We start from the raw sequence: 24368 nt of genomic DNA on the forward strand, positions 1-24368 counted from the left end.
CGCGGCACAAGGCATTGCCCCAACGCGAGCCATCTTTGCCACGCTGCGAAGCTCAGCGCTGTGCATCCTGAGGATTTGGGCTATGGGCGAGCTCCCGCCGCAGGAAGAAAAGCAAGCACGCTACCAGCGGAACGAAGCCCATCCACAGATTGGGGTAAGGGTAGAAGAGGGACATTGCCAGCAGGCCCATGGCCCAGCTTTCCCAGCGCCGCAAGGGACGGCGGGTATAGCCTACCGTGGCGGCGGCCAGGAAGAATATGGCCATAGCGGTAAAGAAGAAGCGCTCGAGGATGATCAGCCACCCCCCGAGGCCCGGTACGTTTTGTAGCACCGGCAGGATCAGCAGACCGGTGCCGGTGAAGGAGAGCAGGAAGAAGAAGCCGATGATGTATTTGGCCAGCGCTACCCGCGCGGCGTAGACTCCGGTGGTGATGGGGTCGGTCTTGAACACCGAGGCCGAGGCGTACGCCGAGAGCGCCACCGGGGGAGTCACGTCGGCCAGCACCGCGTAGTAGAAGAGAAACATGTGGGTGGCCAGGGTTGCGGCCAGGGCAGCTTGCTGCTCGGGCAGACCGTAGCCGGCGAAGTTGGCCTTGGCCAAGTTGATGATGGCTGGGGCGGTGAGCGAGGAAGTGAGCACGTAGGTGGCGGTGGGGGGCACCCCCATCCCCAGGATCAGGCTGAAAAGGGCCGTCACCACCGTGGCCAGGATCAGGCTTTCCCCCGAGATCTGCCCCAAAAAGATGGAGAACTTAGAGGGCAGCCCGGTGATCACCATCATGGCGAAGATCAGGTTGGCCGCCACGATGGCGGCGCCGATAGGGACGAGCTGGCGGAAGCCCTCGGCCAGGCCGTCGGCGATGGGCGCGAAGGCCGCCATGAACTTCCCTTCCATCGCCGAGGGGAAGGCAAACGTGCCCAAGATCAGTCCCAAAAAGGCCAGCGTGAGGTGAAAGAGGGGGATTTCGCCGTATCCCACACCCAGTAAGGGAGGCAGAAAGAACCCCGCCAGGGCCAGCAGGACTCCTAGCCCCAGCCCCAGCGGATACCAGCGGCTTTTCATGGCTTGGCGGAGCGGTTCGGGGCGCAGGGTGGGGTCTAGGTAGCACACCAGGATGAAGGCCAGCGCGGCCAGGTACACCGCAGTGGCCACCTCGGCCCCCCGGTATAGCAGGACCACGATGACGAGGATGGGCAAGAAGATCGTGCTGTAGCGCAGAGCGTAGCGACGGTGCAGGCTTTCGTCGGCCCCCACCGGAGGTAGCTGGGCCTTGCGGGCATAGAACTCGTTGTAGGTGAGGATCGAAAACAGGTAGAGCAAGCAAGGGCCGATGGCCATCACCATCACCCACAGGTAGCTGATCTGCAGGATTTCTACCATGATGAAGGCGATGCTGCCCAGCACCGGAGGGGTGATGAGGGCGATGGTCCCGGCGGTAGCGACCAAGCCGGCGGCGGTCATGCGGTCATAGCCCGCCTTCTCGTACAGCGGTTTGGTCAGGGTGGCTACAAACTGGGTGTCGGCAGCCCCCGAACCGCTAAACATGCCCATAAAGACCGAGGCGATACCGGTGACCCGGCCTGGGGTCTGCGGGGTGCGGCCCACCAGCGCCAGGGCGATGTTGGCGACTACCCGGCCCAGCCCCAGCGCCCCGATCAGTCCCGAGAGAATGGTGAAATAGACCAGGTACTTCGCCGACACCCCGGTGATGAGGCCGTAGATCCCGGCCTCGGTCTCGTTGTAGGTTTTGCCCAGCAAGAGGTCGATGCCGTTCTTGGCCCCGCGGAAGGTGCCGGGGACCAGGTGGCCGTAAAGGTTATAGGCTAGGAAGATCAGCACCAGCGAGGGCATCACCGGCCCCAGCAGGCGGTAGACCAGCCCCAGCACCAGGATGATCAGGCTAAAGGACATGGTCATATCCCAGCCGGTAGGGATTACCGCGCGGTAGACCAGTTCCTCGTAGAAGCGAAGCTGGTAGGCCAGCGGGGCGATGGAGAGCAGGGCCGCCAGCAAGTCGGTGTAGCGACGGGTGGTGGGGAGCAAGGCTGGGAGCACCGCCAGGGCCCAGGCCAAAGTCCCGGCCAGCCGGCCCTCGAGCGGGATCGCTACCCCCGGCACGTTGGGCACCCAGAAGGTATAGAGGAAGGGCAGGGTGAGCGCCACGAAGACCCACGACCCCACAGTGCGCCGCTGGGGGAGCCCCTGGGCGGTGAGCAGGTATCCGGCGAAGACCAAGAAAAACACGTGCACTGCCCGCTCGAGCTGCACCACGTCGAGGATCGAGATGTCGCTGCGGGAGAATGGGGTAAAGGGGTGAAGGACCAGATAGAGGCTGTAAAGGGCGGCCACCAACAGCACCACCCAGGTGAACCGCCGTAGCGGGGTCTTTTGCGTGCTCTCCTGAGATAGCTCCATATACCTCACCTCTGTTGGGGTAACTGAGCCGATTGTACTCGCTTGCTAAAGAAAGCCTCCTCGCCCTGAGCAAGCGAGGAAGGCCCTAAGCGCTGGAGGTCGGCTACTTGATAGCCCCCACCTCGCGGAAGTAGCGCACCGCCCCCGGATGGAAGGGAATCACCGTCTTGGCGGCGTAGAGATCGGCGCTACTTTTGAGGGTGGTGTCGCGGGCCGCGGTGGTGGCGGTCTCGAGGGTTTTGATGTTGTCGAAGACCGCTTTGGTGATGGCATAGGCTAGGTTATCGGGCATCGAGGCCGGGCATACGAAGACGTTGCCGGTGAAAAGCGCAGGGGTATCGGTGGCGGTACCGTAGACGCTTTTGGGCACTACCCCGGTGCTTACGATGCCGGGGAAACGCTTGAGGAGAACCTGAGCGGTGGTGCTTTGCGGGGTTACGGGCACTAGGCGGATGCGGTCGCCCTTGCGCAGCAGGGACTGGCCCAGCTCCACGACGCTGGAGGTAGGCACCCCGCCGACCCAGAAGTAGGCGTCGATGGTCCCTTCGGCCAAGGCCTTGGCGCTCTCGGCAGCGGGCAGGCGTTCGCGCTTGCTGAAGCTCTCCGGTTTGACATTGGCCCCTTCGAGCACCAATAGCGCCAGGTTCTCGGTGGAGGAGCCCGGCTGCCCGGTGGAGACCCGTTTGCCCTTGAGGTCTTGCACCACTTTGATCCCGGTCTTCTCGGTGGTCACGATGTGGATGAGGCTGGGGTACATGTAGAAGAGGATCCGTTGGCTATCGGCTCGCTTCTCCTTGAAGCGGGGTTCTTGGCCGGTATAGGTGACCAGCGCCGCATCCGTGGTGGTGAGGGCGCAGTAGTAGGTGTTGGCGGCGGGATCGGTGCGGTCACGCAACAGGAGCAGGTTGTCGTAGGAACCGCCGGTTTGCTGCGCGGTGGCATCGGCTACGCCGGTTTCGCTCAAGATCTTGGCGACCGCTTGGCCGTAGAAGAAAAACACCCCGCCGGTGCTGCCGGTAGGCACCACCACGCGCGGCTTCTGGGCCAGGGCGGCCCCAGATAGCAAGCAGAGGGATACACCGAGAAGCACTCGCGAAAACCCGTGTTTCACACTTCACCTCCAGGGTATAAATGCACCCCCACACTACGGTTCGGTAACCGGGCTGTCAAGGGTGAGGACGCGGCTCTGCGCCTGATGTTTTGTGAGCTGGATCTTCGGGCTGTGAGCCCCCACACTGACCCATCGGTCAGCATCGGGTGTAGCATGGGGAGGTGCTTGTCTGGCAACTACTAGGAGACCCCCGCTACCGCACCTACTGGCTGGCCCTCTTCACCTCACAACTCGGCACCTGGATGCAGTCCGCTACCCAAGGCTGGTTGGTGCTCGAGCTGACCGGTTCGGCCGCCAAGCTCGGGCTGGTGGTGGCCTTACAGTTCCTGCCCTCGCTGTTGTTTTCCCTTCCCGCCGGGGTGCTCTCGGATCGCTACCCAAGGCGCAACCTCCTCTTCCTCACCCAGGGGGGGATGGGGCTGTTGGCTTTTGCTATGTTTGGCCTGATCATCACCGGGCTGGTGCGTTACGAGCACGTTTTGGTGTTTGCCTTTCTCTACGGGGTGTTCAACGCCATGGACCTGCCGGTGCGCCAGGCCTTCACGGTGGAGCTGGCGGGGAAAGATCGCTACCCCGGAGCCATCGCCCTCAACTCTTTCGGCTTCAACGTCTCGCGGCTTACTGGGCCGGCCCTGGCCGGGATCCTCATCGCGGGGGTAGGGCTGGGCTGGAGCTACTTGGCCAATGCCCTCTCCTTTCTGCCGCTGCTGTGGGTGCTGCTGGGGGTACCCCGGGTGAGCCAAGAGGTCAAGCGGGGCGGGGTGTTGCAGGATGCGCTCGAGGGGGTGCGCTACGTCTGGCAAGAACCCCTGGTGCGCCAGATCGTGCTCTTGGTGGGGCTTACCAGCATGTTCGGCATGAACTTCCAGACTATCGTTCCGGCCTACGCCCGGTTGGTGTTGGGGCTCGAGGCCCAGGGCTTCGGCTTTTTGATGTCGGCGGTGGGGTTGGGCGCGATCGTCGCGGCGCTCATTCAGGCCATCGCCTCCCAGGTCAGGCCCTTCCGCTCGATCCTCGGCAGCTTCGTGCTGGGGATCGCCCTGCTGGTTTTGGCCCTGCCTATATCGGCCTCCTGGACAGCTTTCTTTTTAGGGGTGGCCGGTTTCGGGATGATCACTACCCTCATCAATTGCAACACCACCGTCCAGCTCATGTCCCCCGATCGCATCCGGGGCCGGGTGATGTCGGTGTACTCGATGGTGCTTCTTGGGGTGGGGCCGGTGGGGGCTTACCTGTCGGGCCTTTTGATCGACCTCTTCGGCGGGCGCTGGGGGGTGGCGGTGATGGGGGGCCTCACCCTGCTCTCGGCCTTGGCCCTGGTGCGCTTCCCCTGGCCGCGCAACCTGAACCCGGTGCAGGCGGAGCCTTCCCCGGCTTCGGATTAGCGGGAGGCGCAAGCAGCTAATACCCTTTCATGCAGATTCCCTCACCCCCCGGGTGCACGGAGCTTGCTCCGTCCCGACAGAGGATCGTCCCCCGGGTGTACGGAGCTTGCTCCGTCCCGTAGGGGATCGTCCTCAGCGTTTAGCGTCTGGCGTATTGCGTACGACGTACGACTTCGCTCGGCTACGGTCACGAAGGGGTATAAACCCAACCAGAGGGGCCCGCTTCCTTCCACCGCGTAAAACGCCCCAAAATGCGTTCACCCCCGCGCTGCAATGCTGTCAGCAGAACCGAGGAGTGCCGAAGGGGCCGGGGCGTACCGCGGGTTTACGGTTATCGCCCAAGTTCGCCGCCGTCGGCGGGGTTTGCCGAAGCTCGAGCAGGGTCTCGCCCAGCCCATGGCAAGCCTCACGGCTGCCAGTCCTCCGGGCGCTCGGCCAAGCCCAGCCGCCAGGCTACGCCCTGGGCTACGCGCTGGGCAGCCTTACCATCGCCGTAGGGGTTCTTGGCGCCGGACATCCTCTTTCGCTCCGCCGCATCCGCCAAGAGCCCGCTCACGATCTGGTACACCTGTCGGGGATCGGTCCCGGCCAGGCGCAAAATGCCCGCTTCTACCCCTTCAGGGCGCTCGGTAACGTTGCGCAACACCACCACCGGCACGCCCAGCGCGGCCCCTTCTTCCTGTAGGCCGCCGGAATCGGTGACGATGAGATCGCTCTTGCCCATCAAAGCCGACATCGGGCCGTACTCGAGCGGGTCTAGGAGAAAAAAGTTCGGTACCCCCGCGAGCACCGGCCACACCGCCTCGCGCACCACCGGGTTGAGGTGCACGGGGAAGACAAAGGTATAGTCGGGGTGGTCGTAGGCAGCCTTGGCCAAGGCTTGGGCCAGCTCGCCCAGCACCTCCCAATTTTCGCGGCGGTGGAGGGTCACGGTGACGAGCCTCTCGCGGGGAATTCCTTGAGGAAGCTGCCCCACCTTGGCGGCGAAAAGCACCGCATCCACCCCGGTCTGCCCGGTGACGAGTATCCGCCGGGGGTCTTTGTGCTCGGCCAGGAGGTTTTGTTTGGCCAGTGGGGTGGGGGCTAGGTCGAGATCGGTGAGGGTATCGGTGAGGCGGCGGTTGGCCTCCTCGGGGAAAGGCTCGGCCAGGTTAAAGCTGCGCAAGCCCGCCTCCACGTGCCCCACAGGGATTTGCTGCAAGAAAGCGGCCCAGGCCACCACGAAGGTTGTGAGGGTATCACCGTGCACCAGCACGTAGTCAGCCCCCAGATCCTCGAGCGCCCTGGCCGCCTGCGGCAGAATGCGGGCGGCCAGTTCGGGCAAGGTCTGCCGCTCGGTCATCACGTCTAGGTTGCGTTCGGCGGGCACCTCGAACAGGGAGAGGGCCTGGGCGAGCTGCTCGCGGTGCTGCCCAGTGAGCAGCACCACCGGCTCGAGGCCGGACTGCCCTTTGAGCGCGTGGTACACCGGGGCCATCTTGGTGGCCTCGGGGCGGGTTCCAAAAGCGAGTACGACGCGTTTCATTTTAGCCCCCCTCGGCCTGCGACTCTCGCCACACTGCCCGCAGCTTGCGCCATACCGTAAACGCCAATAACCCCGCGGTAATCAGAGCGGTGACCGCCACCACCCGCCCCGGCACGCTGGGCTGCACGGTCATGGCGATCAGGTTGAAGACCAGGGTCAGGGTCCACAGGGTAAGGGTGGTGCGCCGTTGGGAAAAGCCGCGCTCGAGCAGCCGGTGGTGGATGTGGTCCTTACCGGGGGTGGACATGGGGTTTTGCCCGCGCAATAGCCGCCGAATGACCACCTGAGAGGTATCGAGGATCGGCAACAGCAAGAACAACACCGTAGGGATCAGGCTAAACACCGTGGTGAGCTTGAGGTTGCCCAACAGGCTGGTGGCGGCCAGCACGTAGCCGAAGAAATAGGCCCCGGCGTCGCCCATGATGATCTTGGAGGGGTGGAAATTGTGCCGCAAGAACCCCAGCGCGGCCCCCGCCAGGGCGGCCAGCACTAGCGTCCCGGCGGCCCACTCGGGATTTTGCGCCGACACCGCCAGCAGGCACATCGCGGTGATGTAACTAATCCCCCCGGCGAGCCCATCTACCCCATCCATCAGGTTGATGGCGTTGGTGATGCCCACAATCCAGAAGACGCTCAAAAACACCGAGAGCACCGGATCCAAAGCGGTGCCAAAAGCCGCGTTGAAGCGGATTCCCACCGCGATCAGCAGCAGCGCCGAGAGCAGCTGGACCACGATACGGAACAGGGGGGGAAGCCCGAACTGGTCATCGATAAATCCCACCATCACCAGGATGGCTCCGCCTAGCAAGATCGCCAGCACTTGCACCTGGACCTGCTGGATCAAGATCGGTCGAAGCGCGGTCGCTACGGTCAAAGCGGCGATCACCCCGGCAAAGATAGCTAACCCCCCCGCGTTGGGCAAAGGCTCTTTGTTGAGCCTGCGGGCGTTGGGTTGGTCAGCCCAGCCTACCTTCAGGGCGAACTGCCGCACGCGAGGGATGAACCGCCAGGTCACCGTCCAGGCCACGATAAAGGTGAAGATCACGATCAGCCAGCCGGAGCCGCCGGGATCGGCGATGCCCAGGGATTTGAGAAAATCGGTCATACGTTATTTGGGATCGCGGGCCTACTTGGTTCCGTAGATTCGATCCCCGGCATCTCCCAGCCCCGGCACGATATAGCCGTGGTCGTTCAGGTGATCATCGATGGCCGCGACCACCACCTCCACGTCGGGATGCTCGCGCTCGAGGCGAGCGATCCCTTCCGGCGCGGCGATGATGCTCATCAGCTTGATATGTTGAGCGCCGCTATTTTTAAGCACCTGAATGGCGTGCACCGCACTCCCCGCGGTGGCTAGCATGGGGTCGGTGAGGAAGACGCGGCGGCCCCTGATGTCCTCGGGTAGCTTGGCGTAGTACTCCACGGGGCTTAGGGTTTGGGGGTCGCGGTACAGCCCGATGTGGCCCACCCTGGCGGCCGGTACCAGCCGAAGAATCCCATCTACCATGATCAGCCCAGCCCGCAAAATGGCCACCAGGGCCAGCTTTTTCCCCGATAGCATGCGGGCTTCCATGCGGGTGAGGGGGGTTTCGATGGTCACGGGATCGAGTTCCAGGTCTCGCATGGCCTCATAGGCCATGAGCATGCTGACCTCTGCCGTTAGCTCGCGGAAATCCTTGGAACCGGTGTTTTTATCGCGCAGAATGGCTAGCTTGTGCTGCACCAGCGGGTGGTCTACCACGGTGACGTTCATCGGGAGAATCGTAACACCGCCTCCGGGGATGGGCTAGGGGGTGGATCGCCAGAGTTTGGGGGCTTAGGGAGCATCGAATAGCGTGGGAAACTCCTGGTAAAAACGCCAGGCCTTGGGCATCTTGTCGGCCACCGCGGCGGCGAATCCGGACGGTTCCTTGGTGCGAAACCAGTGCATGTCGTGGAGGTAGGTGAGGGGTACCCAAAAGCGCAGCCTGGGCCACAGGGTTTGGGCATCGGGGTAGCCCCGGACGATATGGCGCAGGGCCTCGAGCGCGGCTTGTTCTCCCAATAGGTCCAGCGTCCCGGTGGTGAGGATGGCCAGGTCGCGGGCTGGATCGTCGGGCTGGGCCCGTACCCAGTCCACCACCAGGGCTTCGGGGATCGCGCTGTTTATGCCGGAGTTTTTCAGCAGGATGTTGCCCGCGTGGGGGTCGCGGTGGCAGAAGGCCTGGGGGGTGCCGGCGACCTCGTCAACGTGTCGGTGTAGAGCTTCCACTAGAGCACAAGCTTCGCCTAGGTCGCATAGCGTGCCGCCGAATTGGGCGAGGCGCTCTTCCAGGCGGGTTCGGCTCACCACGCCGGGCTCTTTGATTCTATGCAGGCGGCGAAAAAACTCCGCCAGGGCCTCCAAGGCCGCTTGGCTGAAGCGGTCGGGGTGGAAGTTTTGGCCGGGGTAGCGGCGGGTGACGAGAACTCCGTGCCTGGCGACCTCGAGCGCCTCCACCACCCAGCTTCCCAGGCCAGCTTTGGTCATGTTGAGCGCTTCCAGCCGCGCGGCATAGATGCCCGCCGGTTGGTTGGGGTGGGGGGGCTCGGGAGCATAGATCTTGAACACCAGGCCGTCCCCCGCGAAGGTGCGGGCTTCAGCCCCACCGGCCAGCGGGGTGAGCCGGGTACGGTAGTGTGCCTCGAGCTGTTTTTTGACCTCGGGATTCACGCTGCACAAAGCATACCCTAGCCTCGCGGCGCGGATGTCAGGGAAAGCGAAACGAGCGCCCAACCTCGCCAGTCTGGGCCGTAGCTCGAGCGCCGCAGCGCGTAAAGCCCAGTTCCAGGCTACCCAGCTCGGGTCAGAGTGGCCCTTGAACGCCTCCTCGAGGGGAATCAGGGGTAGGCCTGTGGCTGGCCAATAGACGATGGGCCCCCGTCCGTGATCCAGAAAAGGAGCGGTTCAATGCCGAACCCCATAGAGTTGGAGCAGCGCTACCCCCGCCACGATTAGCACTAGGCCCAGGATCATGGGAAAGTTGATGCTCTCCCGCAAGAGCACCACCCCCAAGAGGGCGATGAGCGCGGTGCCGAGCCCCGACCAGACCGCATAGGCGGTGTTGAGCGGCACCGTTTTCAGGGCCAGGCTCAAAAAGTAAAAGGCCGAGGCGTAGCCCACCACTACTACGATGCTGGGCAGAAGTTTGCTGAAGCCCTGCGAGGCCTTGAGGCCAGTGGAGCCGATCACCTCGGCCAGGATGGCCAAAATGAGATATGTCCAACCACTCATAAGTTTGCCTCCTAAGCACCCCTATCCCGCTTCCTCCCCCGCCAGCGCCCGCAGCCGCTCCAGCACCGCTTGGCGCTCCTCTGGGCCGAGGGTCTCGAGGCCCAGCAGCTGGGCCATGAACAGCCCGTCGGTGGCCAGCAAGGCGATGCGCGCTTCCGGGGTGCGCACCCGGGCGTACCACCTGCGGCTTCGCTCCCGGATGGTCTGCAACAGCTCGGGGTACAAGGCGAGCGCGGCGGCAAGGCTCAGGAAGAGGCCGCCGCTGCCGTCGTACCAGCCCATCTCCACATAAGCCTGGGCGAAGGGTTTGCCGCTTTCGGCCAGGGCCTGCTCAAAGGCATCCAGATGGTGCTCTAAGAGCGCCCGCACCAAGGCTTCCTTGCTGGGAAAATGGTAAAGGAGACCCCCTTTGCTCACCCCCGCCGCTTGGGCTACGGCCTCCAGGGTGAGGGCCATCCCTCCCTCTCGCCGGATCACCGCCTCGGCGGCCTCGAGGATTCGGCTGCGGGCATCGGTAGCCGGGGGCATACGTTCACCTCGAAAGTTACTATACCGTCCGGACGGTATAGTCGGCAACCCCCGGGACCCGGCCGCGCTAGAGGGCAAGGCGCGATAGGATAGATGCGTATGATTCGCATCGTGTTGGCAGATGACCACGCCTTATTCCGCCAGGGGCTGCGCAGCCTGCTCGAGGCTGAACCGGATTTCCGGGTGGTGGGAGAAGCGGGGGATGGCCGTGAGGCCTTGCGCCACGTGCTCGAGGCCAAGCCCGACGTCGTGCTGATGGACATCCAGATGCCAGGCTTGGATGGGGTACAGGCCACCCGGGAGATCCTGCGGGAGTGGCCCCAGGCCAAGGTCATCATGTTGACCATGTACCGCCAGGACGCCTACGTCTTCGAGGCGGTCAAGGCCGGGGCGCGGGGCTACATGCTCAAGGATGCCGACGCTAAAGACCTCCTCGAGGCCATCCGCCGGGTCAACCACGGGGAGGTGCTGCTCGACGCCGAGCTGGCCGAGCAGATCATCCAGGACTTCAAGGCCAAACGCGAGTCGGTCCCCAAGCCTCACGCCGAACTTTCCGAGCGTGAAGTGCAGATCCTCAAGCTCGTCGCCCAGGGGTACACCAACCTGGAGATCGCCGGGGAACTCGCGCTCTCGGAGAAGACCGTGCGCAACCGGCTGAGCGAGATCTTCCAGAAGCTCCACCTCAACAACCGCACCCAGGCTGCCCTCTACGCGCTGCGTGAGGGATTGGCTGAGCCGGGGGAGGGGGAATGAGCAGCCTCGCCTACCCTCAGGAGCATCCCCGGCCTCTATGAGCGACCCACGGGTACTGCTGCAAGCTTTTGCCGGTGTTTCCGGGGATGGTCCTCGCGCTGAGTGGTTGGCTCGCCACCTGGGCGCGGCGGGTTTCAGGGTCTGCCGGGACGAACTCGGTAACCTCTGGGCCGGTCAGGGTTCGCTGCTGCTGGTGGCCCATTTAGATACCGTGCTCACCCCTAGCAAGCCGCTAGCGCAGGATGGGCGTTGGTGGGCCCCGGCGGTGGGAGACAACTCCTCTGGGGTGGCGGTGCTGCTGTCGCTGGCGGAGCAGCTGATCCCCCAGGGGGTCACCCTAGCCTTTAGCGTGGGGGAGGAGGGGCTGGGTAACCTGCGGGGGGCCCGGGCATTGGTGGCGAAGCTCCAGCCCCAGGCTATGGTAGCGGTGGACGGCTATCTCCCCTCGGTGGTGGTGCAGGCGGTGGGCTCTACCCGGTTGCGCGCCGTCTTTACCGGCCCCGGCGGGCACGCCTGGGGGGACCGGGGCCAAAAGAGCCCGGTTCCCGCCTTGGGCCAGGCCCTCTCCGCCTTGTACCAGCTGGCCAAGCCGGAGAACGCCAGCCTCAACGTGGGGCGGGTATTCGGCGGGGAGGCGATCAACGCCATCCCCCGCGAGGTGGGGCTCGAGCTGGACCTGCGCGCCACCGACTCCCTGCTGCTGGAGACCCTAGAAGACCAATCTCGGCAGACCCTGATGGAAGCCGCCGGGGCCTACGGGGTCGGCCTCGAGCTGGAGGTACTGGGGCGCAGGCCCGCCGGGCACAGCGCTACCCTCCAGATGATTCAGGCGGCCAAGGAGGCTTTGAAGGGGGTGGGGCTCGAGGCCCAGCTCACCCCCGGCTCCACCGATGCCTCAGCGGGGGTCGAGCGGGGTATCCCAGCGCTGGCCTTCGGCGTGTACCGGGGCGGGGGGGCGCACACCCCACAGGAGTGGGTGGAGCCGGATTCGCTGCTGCTCGGCCAGCAGGCCCTGGCCGAGTTGGTAAGGCGAATTTTGCGCGCCGGGGTTTAAGTGTCTTTGGAGGATGCGCCAAGACAGCGCCCAGAAAAGGAAGAGGTGGTCGTTCTGCTCCGAGGCCCGGCGCGTTGGTAGCCTGCAGGAGTTGGTTCGGTGCCTGGATCGGGGCCGCTGAGCCTGGCGACCGTCCGGCCCTAAAGCGCAAGTTGCGCCCTTGCGTTTAGCGGCTAGCCTTTCTTTTTATCCACAAAAAAGCGATACGATGCTAGTCGTGCGCATCGGTGTGTTGCAAAGCTGGTTGTCAGAGCGCTACTTGCCTTTCTGGGAAGCTTTTCTGCGCGAGCTGGGGCTCGAGGTCGTTCATCCCCGCGAGAGGGTCGAGCCGCTGGGTTTGGAGCTACCCGCCCCGGCCCGTACCTTAGTGGCTGAGGTAAGCGACCTCAAGGCCCGAAGGGTGGACTACCTGCTCCTCCCCGACCTTCAGCTTGGGGTGGATAGCTCCCGTGCCGAGGGCCAGTCCCCCTGGCTGGTGGACCTCGAGGCGGCCCTCTCCCGCTTTATACCGGGTATGCCCCCGAGGCTGGTAGTGCCCGCCGAGCTAAACCCCGATCTGCTGGGGCTGGCTGCCGAGATCGGGCAAGGGCTTACTCGCAACCCCATGATCACCCGGCGAGTCCTGGAGCGGACCAAGTACCTCCTAAACCTCGAGCCGCCCAGGGTGAAGAACCCCTCCGGCGGGCGGGCGGTGGGGGTGGTGGCCCAGCCCTACGTACTTTGCGACCCCGAGAACCGCCATCGGCTGCTGGAGGGGCTCGAGGGGGCGGGGCTCACCCCCTTCTTCGCCGACCTTCCCCCGGCTAAGCTGCGCGAGGAAGGCCGCCAGGTGGCCGAACTAGACCTCCCTACCCACCTGGAGGCCGCCGGGATGCTGCGCTACCTCTCCCGCCTGGGCCGGGTGGGCGGGCTGGTGTTGCTGGCGGATGAGGAATATGCCCCCTTGCCGTCGGCGGTGCGTAAATGGGCGGGCAAAGGGGTCAAGCCTTGGCGACTGGTGGGACTTTCGGAGGATTGGCGTCCTGCGTTTGCCGCCCTGGCCGCTGAGCTGTCCTCCTGACCTTGGGCCCCGGGGCTAAAGGTGCTAATGTGGTGGGGGATGAGAACTGACCAGTCAGTATTGGCCTCGCTGTATGAGCTGACCCCCTATCTGCGGCGCTACGCCTGGCCATACATCGGCGGGATCATCGCTGGGGTGCTCTCGGTGGTGATGGGGGCGATCTCGCCCTATTTCTTGCGCCACGCGGTAGACGCCATTCGCCTAGAGCAAGACTATCGCCCTTGGGTGCTGGCGATGGTGGGGGTAGCCCTGTTGTCGGGAGTGTTTTCCTGGGCCAACCGCCAGCTTCTTGTAGTGGCGAGCCGCTACATCGAGCATGACCTCCGCATGGACCTCTTCCGCAAGGCCCTTTCTCTAGACGCTTATTTCTATGGCAAAAACCGCATCGGCGACCTCGTCAACAAGTTCAACACCGACCTCGGGGCGGTGCGCGAGATGCTGGGCGGGGGCATTAACATGGGCTCACGCCTGTTCATGTTCGTGGTATTTGCCGTAGTCTCGATGTACTTGGTAAACGTGCGGCTGGCGCTGGCGCTCTCGCTGGTCTTCCCGGCGATTTTCCTGATCATGCGCTATGTGCTGCGGTTGATCGACCGGCGTTACCGCGAAAGCCAGGAGGTCTTCGACCGGATCTCCACCAAGGCCCAGGAGAACTTCTCGGGTATCCGGGTGGTGAAGGGGTTTGCCCTCGAGCAACGCGAGCTCGAGGCCTTCCAAAAGCTCAACCGCGAATACATAGAAAAAAGCTTGGCCCTCACCCGGGTGGAGGGGCCCATGCGGGCCTTGATGGGCCTGCTGATCGGCATCGCTACCCTGATCGTGCTGGGAATGGGGGGCGGGATGGTGATCCGGGGAGAACTCACCGCCGGGCAGTTCGTGCAGTTCAACGCCTACGTGATGATGTTGGCTTGGCCGATTATCGGGCTGGGTTACACCATCGGCATCTTTCAGCGCGGAGCCACCAGCCAGCGCCGCCTCAAGCAGCTGTGGGACGAGCAACCGCGCATCAAAGAGGCGGGGGAGGGGCGCCGCCAGGCCCCCTCGAGCCTTTCCGGAGAGGTGCGCTTCGAGGGGGTGAGCCTCGAGCTGGGCGGGCGGAAGGTCCTCGATGAGATCACCCTGACCATTCCCGAGGGGACCACCCTGGGGATCACCGGGCGCACCGGGAGCGGCAAGACCCTGTTGGTGAGCTTGATCCCTCGGCTTCTGGACCCCACCCAGGGGCGGGTGCTGTTGGGAGGTTACGACGTGAAAGAACTCCCTTTGGCTACGCTGCGTCAGGCGGTGGGGATGGTCCCTCAAGAGCCCTTCCTCTTCTCCGATACGCTGGCGGAGAATATCGCCTTTGGCCTGGCCGAGGTGGACCGGGCCCGGGTGGAATGGGCCGCCAAGCTGGCCGGGGTTCACGAGGACATCGTGGGCTTCCCCCAGGGCTACGAGACCTCGTTGGGCGAGCGCGGGGTGACCCTCTCCGGAGGACAGCGGCAGCGCACCGCGTTGGCCCGTGCCCTGGCCAGGCGCCCTAAGGTGCTGATCCTCGACGACGCCATGAGCGCGGTGGATACCGAGACCGAAAGCCGCATCCTGAGCGGGCTCAAGACCGTGCTGGGGCAACAGACCACCCTCCTCATCGCCCACCGTACCAGCACCCTGCGCTATGCCGATTGGATCGTGGTGCTCGAGGGCGGGCGCATCGTTGAGGAGGGCACCCACGAGATGTTGTTGGAACAGGGTGGGCTCTACGCCGAGTTGGATCGGATACAGCGCTTGCAGGCGGAGGTCGAGTAGAGGTGGTCCCTAGTTTGTCGTGTACGGCTAGGCTCGAGAAGGGTTATCGGCGGTGCCTGTATGCATGAGGAAGAAGCCTTTCGCAAGTCGTTCGATGCCAAGCTGGCCCGGCGGATCCTGGTGTATGTGCGCCCATACTGGAAGCAGGTGGCTTGGGCGCTTTTTGCCTTGGTGATCAGCACCCTCACCGCCGCCTCCACCCCGCTTTTTCTCAAGTATGCCATTGATAACGCCATCGTTCCCCGGGAGGCGCTCGAGGCCGTCCAGCGCTATCGGGTACTCCTGGTAGTGGCGGGGCTATTCTTGCTGGTGCGGGCGGTGGACTTCATCGCCAACTACGCCCAGACCTACCTCATCGGTTGGGTTGGGCAGCACGTGTTGTATGATCTGCGCAGCGAGATCTTTGCCAAGCTGCAACGCCTGCACCTGGGCTACTTCGACAAGAACCCGGTAGGTCGCCTGATGACCCGGGTGACCTCGGACGTGGATGCCATCAACCAGTTCATCACCGGAGGGTTGGTAGGCCTCATCGCTGACGTGTTCTTGATCCTGGGGCTGGTCATCTTCATGCTGCTGCTCAACGGGAAGCTGGCCCTGGTGGTGCTGGTGATGATGCCGATCTTTCTAGGGGTGACCACCTGGATTCGCAACGGGATGCGCGAGTCCTACCGCACTATGCGGCTGCGGCTGGCCAAGGTCAACGCCTCGTTGCAAGAGAACCTGGCGGGGGTCCAGACCACCCAGCTATTTAGCCGCGAAGCCGAAAACGAGGCCCGCTTCAACCGGCTCTCCCTCGACCTGCGGGCGGCTTGGGTGCAGATCGTGGGATGGTTTGCCCTCTTTTTTCCCATCGTGGGCTTTTTGGGCGATTTCACGGTGGCCTCGGTGGTGTGGTTTGGCGGGGCTCAGGTGGCGCAGGGGGCCTTGACGCTAGGGCTGCTGGTGGCCTTTACCGATTACGTGCGGCAGCTCTTCCAGCCGTTGCAAGACCTCTCGGACAAGTTCAACATCTTCCAGGCGGCGATGGCCTCTGCCGAGCGCATCTTCGGGCTTTTGGACACCCCCGAGGAGGTTGCGGACAAACCTGACGCCAAGCCCGTCCAGCGCTTCCGGGGTGCGATCGCTTTCGAGGACGTGTGGTTTGCTTACGCCAAGCGGGAAGGGGCTACGGCGGAGGAGTGGGATTGGGTGCTGCGCGGGGTCTCCTTCACAATCCAGCCAGGAGAAAAGATCGCCCTGGTAGGGGCCACGGGGGCGGGAAAGACCAGCGTGATCAGCCTGGTGGCCCGCTTTTACGATGTGCAGAAGGGGCGGGTGAGCATCGATGGGACCGACGTGCGCGACTACCGCCAGCAGGATTTGCGGCGCTCCATAGGGATCGTGCTGCAAGACCCCTTCCTCTTTAGCGGAAGCATCGAGGCCAACCTGCGGCTAGGCGAGGAAAGCATCCCCCTCGAGCGCATCCGGGAGGTTGCCCGCTTTGTCGGGGCGGACGAGTTCATCTCGTCCCTACCCCAGGGGTACCAGACGCTGCTGCACGAGCGGGGAGGAGGGCTTTCGACCGGGCAGAAGCAACTCTTGGCCCTCACCCGGGCCATCCTCCACAACCCCGACATCCTGCTCATCCTCGACGAGGCCACCGCCAACGTGGACTCCGAGACCGAGGCCAAGATCCAAGAAGCCCTCTGGCGGGTAATGGAGGGGCGCACCAGCATCATCATCGCCCACCGCCTCTCCACCATCCGGCATGTAGACCGCATCTTGGTGTTCCGCAAGGGCAAGCTGGTGGAGGAGGGTTCGCACGAGGAGCTGCTCGCTAGAGGAGGGTACTACGCCAGGCTCTACGAGTTGCAGTATGCCCAGGGATAATAAGGTCATGCCTGAGCCTCGTCTCTTTCCTGCCAAGATCGGCATCCTCACCGTCTCTGATCGGGCCAGCCGTGGAGAGTACCCGGACCAGAGCGGTCCGGCCATCCGGGAGTACCTCACCGAGGTGCTCACCACCCCCTTTGAGGTGGACTACCGGGTCATCCCCGATGAGCAGCCCCTCATCGAGCGGGCCCTGATCGAGATGGAAGAGGGGGGCTGTGGGCTGATCCTCACCACCGGTGGGACCGGCCCCGCGCCCCGGGACGTGACCCCCGAGGCCACCCAGAGGGTGTGTACCCGGATGATGCCGGGCTTCGGCGAGCTGATGCGCAAGGTATCGCTCGAGCAGACCCCCACCGCCATCCTCTCCCGCCAGACCGCGGGGATTCGCAACGCCTGCCTGATCGTGAACCTGCCGGGCAAGCCCCGCTCGATCCGGCTCTGCCTGGAGGCGGTGTTTCCGGCCATCCCTTACTGTCTCGATCTTATTGGAGGGCCGTACCTCGAGGGGGATCCGGGTAAGATCCAAGTGTTTCGGCCCACCGGTTAGGGGTGCATATGACCTATGCGAAAGCCCTCGAGTGGCTCTACGGCCAGACCCGTTCGGGAGCGCCGCGCGGCACCCGGCGGGTGGGGGAGGTCCTCGAGCGCCTAGGCCACCCCGAGCGGCGCTTTCCTGCTGTCCACGTCCTGGGTACCAATGGCAAAGGCAGCGTGGTGGCTTACCTGGAGGCCGCCTTCCGCGCTGCCGGGATACGCTACGGGGCGACCACCAGCCCGCATCTGGTGGATTTCCGTGAGCGTATCCGTACTCACCAGGGCCTGATCCCCGAGGAGCAGGTGACCCGGTTCGTGGAGTGGGCCAGGGAGCAGAACTTCATCGAGCATCCGGCCTTCTTCGATCTGGCTACGGCTCTGGCGTTCGAGCATTTCGCCAAGGTAGGGGTCGAGATGGCCGCTGTGGAGGCGGGGGTAGGGGGGGTGCTGGACGCCACCAACATCCTCTCCGAGGTGCGGCTCACCGTGCTGACCAACGTGGGGGAGGACCACCTCGAGACCTTGGGGGGTTCGCTCGAGGCGGTAGCCCGGGACAAAGCCGGGGCCTTCCGTCCGGGGGTGCCGGTGATCACCGCGGCGGAGGGGATCGGTCTGGCGGTGGCCCGCGAGGTGGCGCAGTCGCGGCGGGCCCCGCTTTATGTGCTCGAGCCCGAAGATGCCCTCTTCGAACTGCCGGTGCCCCCGGCGTTGCGGGGGGAGGTACAGCGGCAGAACGCGCGGCTGGCCGCTGCGGCCTTGCGGCTTTTGGGTTTCCCTGAGCCGGCCATCGTGGAAGGGCTACGGGGGGCGGTCCACCCTGGGCGGATGCAGGAACTCGAACAGCAGGGGGTGCGGGTGATCCTCGACGGGGCGCACAACCCCCCGGCAGCCCGAGCACTCGCCGAGGAGTTCTCCGGCTATCACCTGGTCTACGGGGCTTTTCCCCGCAAGGACTATGCGGCCATGCTGAAGTTTTTGCTTCCCAAAGCCCGCTCGGTGCGCTACACCCGCGCGGGGGTGGGGGCCCTCCAGGCCGTGCAACTAAGCCTCGTCCATCCCGCTCCTTACTTTGAAGAACCCCTCGAGGCGCTCGAGGACGCCCTGCGCTTTGCCCGACAGGATGGCGAGCCCGTGCTGGTGACGGGCTCGCTGTATCTGGTAGGGGAGATGCTGAAGGCTAGCGCAGGTTAGCGGGCCGTGGCCGCACCCAATAGCCTCCCGGAAGCGTCCACGAACTCCACCTGGCTGGCTGCACCGGGCAACTCGAGGATCAGGTAAGGGCTGGTCAGGGCCTGGGTGAGGATAGTCCCGGGCGCGGGCTGCAGGAGTTCGACCGTGATCCGCCAGTTGCCTGCGCTCGAGGTTGCACCCACAAAGCGCACCCCATATCCGCCGGTGGGTTTTTGGCCTACAAAGAAGGCGGCGATGCTGTACCGACTGAAATTCACTTCGGGTGCTGCCGGACGGGGTAGGATGTTGCCCGTCGCCAGTGCCCAGAGCTGGGCGAAGCTGCTGGCCGAGGTAGCCAGGAAAGCCTGCGGAGCGGAGTCGGTGTAAGCGGAGCTAGCCCCCTGCCGTAGCACCCGCACTTCGGACGAATTCCCTCCCATGATGGCCCCCTCGCTCTCGAGCCCGTACTGCACTTCCACGGCGGTGATGCGGTAGTTCTGCGGGGCTGGCTCCAGCCCCAAAGCCGGTAGCACCGGCTGGGCGAGCTGGTAGAGCACCACCTCTTTCCCTCCTCGTCGGGCCAACACCTCTTGTAGCACCGCTGCGTTTTCTGCTTCGCTAAGCCCTTCCAGGCGCGGGGTATCGGGGGTGAGGAGGTTTTGCCCGTCTTGGGGGGTGAGCCGTGACCAACCCTTGTCGTATACCCAGGCTGAGCGCACGGCCCTCTGCCCGCGGACTACGATGGCTGCTCCTGCCCGGCTGGCCCGGAGGGGGGCGGGCCAGGGCGGGGCTACCTCGCGCAGCACCGGTTGCCCATTGGCGGCTAGGGCGTCGGGCACCGACCGGGCAGCTTGAGGCGCAACGCGCTCTAAGCGCACGTTCTGGCCGCTGAGCTGGATGGTTTGCGGGTTGCCGTAGAAGTAGTCCCAGCGCTCGGTGGCGTCGCTGAAAAGTACTTGGATTTCGCTTACCTGGTAGGCTGGGGGCTTTTGGAGGATACAGCCCGCCAGGCTCAGCAGCATCAATACCTCCAGAATTCGCCTCATGCTCTCATCTTAAAGCCTGGATAGAGTTCCCGGTGAAGCGTGGCTAATAAAGGCTTGATGTCGCCCTAGCGCAAGGCCCGCGGATCGAGGGCGTCGCGCAGCCCATCCCCTAGCAGGTTGAAAGCCAGCACGGTGAGCATGATGAAGAGCCCGGGGAAGATCATCGTCCAGGGGGAGTTGGTGGCATAACCGCCGCGGAAGGCGTCGGAGAGCATGGCTCCCCATTCAGGGGCAGGGGGTTGGGCACCCAGGCCCAAGAACCCTAAAGCCGCCGTCTCTAGCGTAGCCGTGCCGATGGAGAGGGTGGCCTGCACGATGATCGGGGGCAAAGCGCTGGGCAGGAGGTGGCGCAACAGGATTCGGGGGTTGGAGGCCCCCAGGGCGTTCGCGGCTTGGATGTACTCGAACTCCCGCGCGGAGAGCACCACGCTGCGGGTGAGGCGCACGTACACCGGGATCTGGGTGATCGAGACCGCGATCATGGCGTTGGTGAGGCTGGGGCCCACCACCGCCACGATGGCGATGGCTAGGAGCGTGCTGGGGAAGGCCAACAGGATATCGGTGAGCCAACCGATGCCTACCTCGAGCCCTCCGCGGAAGTATCCGGCCAAAAGCCCCAGCGAGGTGCCGATCAGCAAGCTAATGCTCACCGCCAAAAGCCCTACGCGCAAGCTGATGCGGCTGCCGTGGAGGACCCGGGTAAAGACGTCGCGGCCCAGATTGTCGGTGCCGAAGATGTGCTCTGCCGAAGGGGGCTTGAGCCTTTCGAGGTAGTTGCGGTCGGTGGTGGGGTCATAGGGCTTGAGAACCGGGGCCAGCAGGGCCATCAAGATCAACAAAATGGCCAATACCAGTCCGATTCTGCCCGAAGTGGACCTGCTGAACCGGCGAAAGGCAAGACGGGTAGGGGTTTCGGTAGGGGGTTTGGGTTTGACTGCCTCGGCTGCACTGGCCATACTTCCTCACAAAACAAGGCCGAACCCTAAACAAGGCCAGGGGTCCGAACGGAAAGCGGTTTGGCGTTCATTGGTATTGAATCCTCGGGTCGAGCAGGGCGTAGGAGAGGTCCACCAGCAAGTTGACCACCACGAAGACCAAAGCCACAAAGACCACCCCGCCCTGCACCACTGGGTAGTCGCGGTTTAGGATACCCTCGTATAGCCACAGGCCGATCCCAGGCCAGCTAAAGATGGTCTCGGTGAGGATGGCTCCGCCCAGCAGGGTGCCGAACTGTAAGCCGATGATGGTTACGACCGGCAACAGGGCGTTTTTGAGGGCATGGCGGAAGATTACCACGCGCTCGGCTAGCCCCTTGGCGCGCGCGGTACGTACGTAGTCCTGGGAGAGCACCTCGAGCATCGCGCTGCGGGTGATGCGCATCAAAATCGCCAGCGGGATGGTCCCTAGGGTGAGTGCGGGAAGGAGGAGATGGGAAAGCACGTCGCCTAGGGCCTTGCGCTGGAGCAGCGCGTCGAGCAGAAAGAACCCGCTAATGCTCTTGAAGGTGTTGCCCTCTTCGATGGAGATGCGACCGCTGGGGGGCAGCCAGTGGAGGTTGACGGCGAAAAGGTAGATGAGGAGAAGCCCCAACCAGAACACCGGCATCGAGACCCCGATCAGGGAAAAGATGGTGGAGATATTGTCCCATAGGCTGTTCTTGCGCACCGCCGCCAGGATGCCCAGGGGAACCCCCAGAATCACCGCGATCAGCATGGCCGAAAGGGAAAGCTCGAAGGTCGCGGGCCAGCGGCTGGCCAACTGGTCACGGATGGGGAGCAGGTTGAAAATACTCCTGCCCAAATCGCCGCTCAAGAGGTCGCGCAGGAACAGTACGTACTGAGCTGGAAGGGGCCGGTTGAGCCCCAGGCGCTCGCGCAGCGCCTCTACCTGCTCAGGGGAGGCTCGTTCACCCAGCAGAACTACCGCAGGGTCGCCGGGGATGAGGTGCAAAAACAGAAAGACCAAAAGCGAGATCCCTAGGAGTACCGGGATCAGGCCGAGTAAGCGTCGTCCGGTGTAGGCCCACATGCGATACCTTCAGATGATATCCGGCCGGGCGGGGATTGTGAACCCCGCCAAAAGGGGGCTCTGGGCGCTAGGGAAAGCCGTTTTTCTCCTTGTGGAGGTATGGGGATATAATAAAAGCGCAAGCCCAAGGAAAGGAGAAGCCATGAGTTGGATTGTTGCCATCATTGTGGGGGCGATTATCGGATGGCTCGCCAGCAGCGTGATGGGCGAGCGGGAGGGGCTGGTGGGCAAGATCGTCATCGGCATTGTGGGTTCCCTGCTGGCCAAGTGGCTTTTCGCTGACGTGTTGCACATCGGGGGAGCGGCCTCGGCAGGGACGTTCACCATCGCCGGGTTGATTTGGGGGGTGATCGGAGCGATCCTCCTGATCTGGGTGTTGAGGGCTTTGAAACTCGTTCGTTAAACACGGCGTAAAGCCAGGGGCGTACCGCCGGTACGCCCCTGGGTGGGTTAGGGTTAGCGGCTGGCGGAGGAGCTAGCCTTGGTGATGTCCTCGAAGGACTCCGAACCCAAGGGGCTCGGTACCCAGCCGCTAATATTCTTACGCTTGGCCACTAGCGGTTGGCTGTGGACGATGGGGATACGCAGGGCCAGGTTGAAGGTCAGCTCGTCTACCTGCTGGTAGATCTTGGTCCGCTCGGCGGGGTTGGAGGTGGAAGAACCCTTGGCCAGCAGATCGTTGAGCTCTTTGACGTCCAGCGGCTTGCCGGAGGGGTCAAAGAGGTCGCTGATGGGGGAAGCGAAGTGAGGATCGAAGAAGTTCGAGGGGTCACCGTAGTCGCCGGTCCAGCCCAGCATGTAGGCCTGGAAGCCGGGGGCCTTTTTGCGGTCCTCGAGGTAGGTGGCCCAGTCCTTGGTTTGGAGCTTGACCCGGATGCCGATGGCGCTTAGGTCGGCGCTCATGGCCTCGGCGATCTCCTTAGGGGTGGGGAAGTAGGGGCGAGAGACCGGCATGTACCACAGCTCGAGGTCAAAGCCGTTGGGGTATCCCGCCTCGGCCAGCATCTGCTTGGCCCGCTGCGGGTTGTACTCGTAATCGCTGACTTTGCTTGACCAGAAGCTCTTCATCGCGGCCGGGGTGAAGTGCCCGTTGGTGGTCCCTAGGTCGCCCCAGAAGGCCTTGACGATCTCCTTTTTGTTGATCGCCATGGCGATGGCCTGACGCACCCGTACGTCGGAGAGGGGTTTGTAGGCGGGGTTCAGGGCCAGGTAGCCCACGTTGAAAGAGGGGCGGAACACCGCGTCGAGGTTGCGGTCGCCTTGTATGTCCTTGAGGTTGGCCGGGGGGATATCGGTGGTGAAGTCAATCGAACCGGCCTTGAGCTCCGCCAGGCGGGCTGCCGGGTCCTTGATAAAGCGCATCACCACCTGATCTACCTTGGGAGAACCTTTTTTCCAGAAGTTCGCGTTCTTTTCCAGGATCAGCCGGTCCCCGGCCCGCCACTCCTTGAACTTGAACGGGCCGGTGCCCACCGCCCCGCCTGCGGCGGTGCCGTACTTGGCCCCTTGGGCTTTGATGGCCGCTGGGGAGGCGATGCCGAAGTAGCCCGAACCGATGGCGACGGGGAAGTAGGGGATGGGGTTGGCGAAGGTGAAGCGGATGGTGTACTTGTCCACCACGGTAATGTTCTGGAGGAAGGAGCCCTTATCCCCCTTGAACCCGCCGAAGAGTTCACCCCAGATCTCGTAGTTGGCCCCCTGGTTGATGCGGGTAGGGTCTTTGGGGTCCCACCAGCGGTTGACGTTGAAGGCCACCGCGTTGGCGTCGAAGTCGGTGCCGTCGTGGAACTTGACCCCCTGGCGCAGCCGCATAGTCCAGGTCTTGCCGTCCGCCGAGGCAAACCAGCTCGTCGCCAGACCGGCTACCGGCTCGGTAGAGCCCGCCTTGAAGTCCACCAGGGTGTCGTAGATCTGTCGCTGCGCGTAGATCGAGATCCCGTCGGTGATGTTGCCTGGCTCGAGGCTCACCGGTTCGCCGTTGGACCCGAATACCAGGGTTTTCTGGGCGAAGCCAAGCGTGCCAAAAGCGGCGATTGCCAGCATTAGCCATCGCTTTCTCAATTTCATCACTCCTTTCCTTGCACGCCCCAGAGTATACGCTGAGCTTTGCTCTGGCTACAATCCCCTGACCCTTGAGTCAGTGGCCTCCCAGATAGGCTTCTTGAATCTCGGGGCGAGCGGCCAACTCCGCCGCTGGCCCTGAAAAGGTGAGGCGACCGGTCTGCAAAACATAGCCCCGGTGGGCGATCTGCAGGGCAATGCGGGCGTTTTGCTCGACCAGGAGGATGGTCTTGCCCGCCTTGTTGAGGTTTTGGATGGTCTCGAAGATAAAGTCCACCAGCACCGGGGCCAATCCCATGCTGGGCTCATCCATCAGCAGCAGCTGAGGGTCTTGCATGAGGGCTCGGGCGATGGCCAACATCTGTTGCTCGCCCCCGGAGAGGGTGCCCCCCTTCTGGCTGCGGCGTTCGTAGAGGCGGGGGAAGAGCTGAAAAGCGTATTCCTTGCGCTCCTGCACGACTTTCTTATCCTTCTCGAGGAAGGCCCCGATCTCCAGATTTTCCTCCACGGTGAGCCTGGGGAAGATGCGCCGCCCCTCCGGTACGTGGCCGATACCCATAGCCACGATCTTATGCGCGTCCAGGCGCTGGATGGGCTGGCCTTGGTAGATCACCTCGCCGCGCCGGGCTTTGACCATGCCGCTGATGGTGCGCAAGGTGGTGCTCTTACCTGCCCCGTTGGCCCCGATGAGCGTTACGATCTCGCCGGGGTTGACCTCGAGGGAGATCCCCTGCAGGGCGTGGATGTGGCCGTAGTAGGTGTGGACCTCTTTGAGCTGGAGCAT

Annotated in this window: 22 protein-coding genes and 1 pseudogene; 9 read left to right on the forward strand and 14 right to left on the reverse strand. The window is 63.9% G+C overall.

The window, feature by feature from the left end; genetic code table 11:
* Positions 1-52: 52 nt before the first annotated feature.
* Positions 53-2416 (reverse strand): TRAP transporter fused permease subunit, encoded by a 2364-nt coding sequence (locus DNA98_RS12555; protein WP_110531230.1) that lies wholly within the window; start codon positions 2414-2416, stop codon positions 53-55.
* A gap of 103 nt (positions 2417-2519) precedes the next feature.
* Complete coding sequence (locus DNA98_RS12560) at positions 2520-3527, reverse strand: TAXI family TRAP transporter solute-binding subunit (RefSeq protein ID WP_110531232.1); 1008 nt, start codon at positions 3525-3527, stop codon at positions 2520-2522.
* Positions 3528-3688: 161 nt separating this feature from the next.
* On the opposite strand from DNA98_RS12560, the gene DNA98_RS12565 reads away from it, so the two are divergent.
* On the forward strand, positions 3689-4912 hold the full coding sequence (locus tag DNA98_RS12565; RefSeq protein WP_110531233.1) for an MFS transporter: 1224 nt from the start codon (positions 3689-3691) through the stop codon (positions 4910-4912).
* Positions 4913-5318: 406 nt separating this feature from the next.
* Here DNA98_RS12565 and wecB read toward each other — a convergent pair whose 3' ends face one another.
* The 7 genes and pseudogenes from wecB to DNA98_RS12595 form a co-directional block, all read right to left on the reverse strand.
* Positions 5319-6437, reverse strand: coding sequence for a non-hydrolyzing UDP-N-acetylglucosamine 2-epimerase (wecB, locus tag DNA98_RS12570; RefSeq protein WP_110531236.1), 1119 nt, complete (start codon positions 6435-6437; stop codon positions 5319-5321).
* Between the two features lies 1 nt (position 6438).
* Entirely contained in the window at positions 6439-7542 is a 1104-nt protein-coding gene (locus DNA98_RS12575) for an MraY family glycosyltransferase (protein ID WP_110531238.1), read from the reverse strand.
* Positions 7543-7563: 21 nt separating this feature from the next.
* A complete protein-coding gene (gene upp, locus DNA98_RS12580; protein ID WP_110531240.1) occupies positions 7564-8190 on the reverse strand; it encodes a uracil phosphoribosyltransferase in 627 nt (208 codons plus the stop codon).
* A 63-nt stretch (positions 8191-8253) separates the two neighbouring features.
* Positions 8254-9129 carry an aminoglycoside phosphotransferase family protein gene (locus DNA98_RS12585; protein WP_165363948.1) on the reverse strand — a complete coding sequence of 292 codons (876 nt, stop codon included), beginning with the start codon at positions 9127-9129 and terminating at the stop codon, positions 8254-8256.
* Positions 9130-9243: 114 nt separating this feature from the next.
* A pseudogene (locus DNA98_RS18545) lies at positions 9244-9351 on the reverse strand (hypothetical protein); the annotation flags it as partial.
* A gap of 12 nt (positions 9352-9363) precedes the next feature.
* On the reverse strand, positions 9364-9690 hold the full coding sequence (locus DNA98_RS12590) for a multidrug efflux SMR transporter (RefSeq protein WP_110531244.1): 327 nt from the start codon (positions 9688-9690) through the stop codon (positions 9364-9366).
* Between the two features lie 21 nt (positions 9691-9711).
* The gene (locus DNA98_RS12595; protein WP_110531246.1) at positions 9712-10218 is read right to left on the reverse strand and encodes a TetR/AcrR family transcriptional regulator; all 507 of its coding nucleotides are present in this window, start codon (positions 10216-10218) and stop codon (positions 9712-9714) included.
* A 99-nt stretch (positions 10219-10317) separates the two neighbouring features.
* On the opposite strand from DNA98_RS12595, the gene DNA98_RS12600 reads away from it, so the two are divergent.
* The 7 genes from DNA98_RS12600 to DNA98_RS12630 all read left to right on the forward strand — a co-directional run bounded on the left by DNA98_RS12600 (position 10318) and on the right by DNA98_RS12630 (position 18470).
* A complete protein-coding gene (locus DNA98_RS12600) occupies positions 10318-10971 on the forward strand; it encodes a response regulator transcription factor (protein ID WP_110531248.1) in 654 nt (217 codons plus the stop codon).
* 37 nt (positions 10972-11008) lie between these two features.
* Positions 11009-12025, forward strand: a complete 1017-nt coding sequence (locus DNA98_RS12605) for a M20/M25/M40 family metallo-hydrolase (protein ID WP_110531250.1) — start codon at positions 11009-11011, stop codon at positions 12023-12025.
* Between the two features lie 217 nt (positions 12026-12242).
* Entirely contained in the window at positions 12243-13085 is an 843-nt protein-coding gene (locus DNA98_RS12610; RefSeq protein WP_110531295.1) for a hypothetical protein, read from the forward strand.
* A 39-nt stretch (positions 13086-13124) separates the two neighbouring features.
* On the forward strand, positions 13125-14873 hold the full coding sequence (locus DNA98_RS12615; protein WP_110531297.1) for an ABC transporter ATP-binding protein: 1749 nt from the start codon (positions 13125-13127) through the stop codon (positions 14871-14873).
* Positions 14874-14933: 60 nt separating this feature from the next.
* Positions 14934-16742 (forward strand): ABC transporter ATP-binding protein, encoded by a 1809-nt coding sequence (locus DNA98_RS12620; RefSeq protein WP_110531252.1) that lies wholly within the window; start codon positions 14934-14936, stop codon positions 16740-16742.
* Positions 16743-16749: 7 nt separating this feature from the next.
* Complete coding sequence (gene mog, locus DNA98_RS12625) at positions 16750-17292, forward strand: molybdopterin adenylyltransferase (protein ID WP_110531254.1); 543 nt, start codon at positions 16750-16752, stop codon at positions 17290-17292.
* Positions 17293-17300: 8 nt separating this feature from the next.
* Positions 17301-18470 carry a folylpolyglutamate synthase/dihydrofolate synthase family protein gene (locus DNA98_RS12630; RefSeq protein WP_110531256.1) on the forward strand — a complete coding sequence of 390 codons (1170 nt, stop codon included), beginning with the start codon at positions 17301-17303 and terminating at the stop codon, positions 18468-18470.
* Here DNA98_RS12630 and DNA98_RS12635 read toward each other — a convergent pair.
* The 3 genes from DNA98_RS12635 to DNA98_RS12645 all read right to left on the reverse strand — a co-directional run bounded on the left by DNA98_RS12635 (position 18467) and on the right by DNA98_RS12645 (position 21523).
* The gene (locus tag DNA98_RS12635) at positions 18467-19495 is read right to left on the reverse strand and encodes a protease complex subunit PrcB family protein (protein WP_110531259.1); all 1029 of its coding nucleotides are present in this window, start codon (positions 19493-19495) and stop codon (positions 18467-18469) included. The two genes, DNA98_RS12630 and DNA98_RS12635, sit on opposite strands and share 4 nt — an antisense overlap.
* A 65-nt stretch (positions 19496-19560) precedes the next feature.
* Positions 19561-20451, reverse strand: a complete 891-nt coding sequence (locus DNA98_RS12640) for an ABC transporter permease (RefSeq protein WP_110531261.1) — start codon at positions 20449-20451, stop codon at positions 19561-19563.
* 67 nt (positions 20452-20518) lie between these two features.
* Positions 20519-21523 carry an ABC transporter permease gene (locus DNA98_RS12645; RefSeq protein WP_110531263.1) on the reverse strand — a complete coding sequence of 335 codons (1005 nt, stop codon included), beginning with the start codon at positions 21521-21523 and terminating at the stop codon, positions 20519-20521.
* A 142-nt stretch (positions 21524-21665) separates the two neighbouring features.
* Here DNA98_RS12645 and DNA98_RS12650 point away from each other — a divergent pair, with 142 nt between their 5' ends.
* On the forward strand, positions 21666-21926 hold the full coding sequence (locus DNA98_RS12650; RefSeq protein WP_110531265.1) for a GlsB/YeaQ/YmgE family stress response membrane protein: 261 nt from the start codon (positions 21666-21668) through the stop codon (positions 21924-21926).
* A 53-nt stretch (positions 21927-21979) separates the two neighbouring features.
* Here DNA98_RS12650 and DNA98_RS12655 read toward each other — a convergent pair whose 3' ends face one another.
* Both DNA98_RS12655 and DNA98_RS12660 read right to left on the reverse strand, forming a co-directional pair.
* A complete protein-coding gene (locus DNA98_RS12655; protein ID WP_233493205.1) occupies positions 21980-23590 on the reverse strand; it encodes an ABC transporter substrate-binding protein in 1611 nt (536 codons plus the stop codon).
* A 70-nt stretch (positions 23591-23660) separates the two neighbouring features.
* Positions 23661-24368, reverse strand: a complete 708-nt coding sequence (locus DNA98_RS12660) for an ABC transporter ATP-binding protein (RefSeq protein ID WP_110531301.1) — start codon at positions 24366-24368, stop codon at positions 23661-23663.

The organism is Meiothermus sp. Pnk-1, assembly GCF_003226535.1.
Taxonomy (GTDB): Bacteria; Deinococcota; Deinococci; order Deinococcales; family Thermaceae; genus Allomeiothermus.

Bases quoted from the DNA above. Each gene is read 5' to 3' on its own strand.
- DNA98_RS12595 (WP_110531246.1), bottom strand. From the start codon at position 10,218: ATGCCCCCGGCTACCGATGCCCGCAGCCGAATCCTCGAGGCCGCCGAG.
- DNA98_RS12630 (WP_110531256.1), top strand. From the start codon at position 17,301: ATGACCTATGCGAAAGCCCTCGAGTGGCTCTACGGCCAGACCCGTTCG.
- upp (WP_110531240.1), bottom strand. From the start codon at position 8,190: ATGAACGTCACCGTGGTAGACCACCCGCTGGTGCAGCACAAGCTAGCC.
- DNA98_RS12650 (WP_110531265.1), top strand. From the start codon at position 21,666: ATGAGTTGGATTGTTGCCATCATTGTGGGGGCGATTATCGGATGGCTC.
- wecB (WP_110531236.1), bottom strand. From the start codon at position 6,437: ATGAAACGCGTCGTACTCGCTTTTGGAACCCGCCCCGAGGCCACCAAG.
- DNA98_RS12640 (WP_110531261.1), bottom strand. From the start codon at position 20,451: ATGGCCAGTGCAGCCGAGGCAGTCAAACCCAAACCCCCTACCGAAACC.
- DNA98_RS12555 (WP_110531230.1), bottom strand. From the start codon at position 2,416: ATGGAGCTATCTCAGGAGAGCACGCAAAAGACCCCGCTACGGCGGTTC.
- DNA98_RS12605 (WP_110531250.1), top strand. From the start codon at position 11,009: ATGAGCGACCCACGGGTACTGCTGCAAGCTTTTGCCGGTGTTTCCGGG.
- DNA98_RS12660 (WP_110531301.1), bottom strand. From the start codon at position 24,368: ATGCTCCAGCTCAAAGAGGTCCACACCTACTACGGCCACATCCACGCC.
- DNA98_RS12645 (WP_110531263.1), bottom strand. From the start codon at position 21,523: ATGTGGGCCTACACCGGACGACGCTTACTCGGCCTGATCCCGGTACTC.
- DNA98_RS12655 (WP_233493205.1), bottom strand. From the start codon at position 23,590: ATGAAATTGAGAAAGCGATGGCTAATGCTGGCAATCGCCGCTTTTGGC.
- DNA98_RS12615 (WP_110531297.1), top strand. From the start codon at position 13,125: ATGAGAACTGACCAGTCAGTATTGGCCTCGCTGTATGAGCTGACCCCC.
- DNA98_RS12575 (WP_110531238.1), bottom strand. From the start codon at position 7,542: ATGACCGATTTTCTCAAATCCCTGGGCATCGCCGATCCCGGCGGCTCC.
- DNA98_RS12620 (WP_110531252.1), top strand. From the start codon at position 14,934: ATGCATGAGGAAGAAGCCTTTCGCAAGTCGTTCGATGCCAAGCTGGCC.
- DNA98_RS12590 (WP_110531244.1), bottom strand. From the start codon at position 9,690: ATGAGTGGTTGGACATATCTCATTTTGGCCATCCTGGCCGAGGTGATC.
- DNA98_RS12635 (WP_110531259.1), bottom strand. From the start codon at position 19,495: ATGAGGCGAATTCTGGAGGTATTGATGCTGCTGAGCCTGGCGGGCTGT.
- mog (WP_110531254.1), top strand. From the start codon at position 16,750: ATGCCTGAGCCTCGTCTCTTTCCTGCCAAGATCGGCATCCTCACCGTC.
- DNA98_RS12600 (WP_110531248.1), top strand. From the start codon at position 10,318: ATGATTCGCATCGTGTTGGCAGATGACCACGCCTTATTCCGCCAGGGG.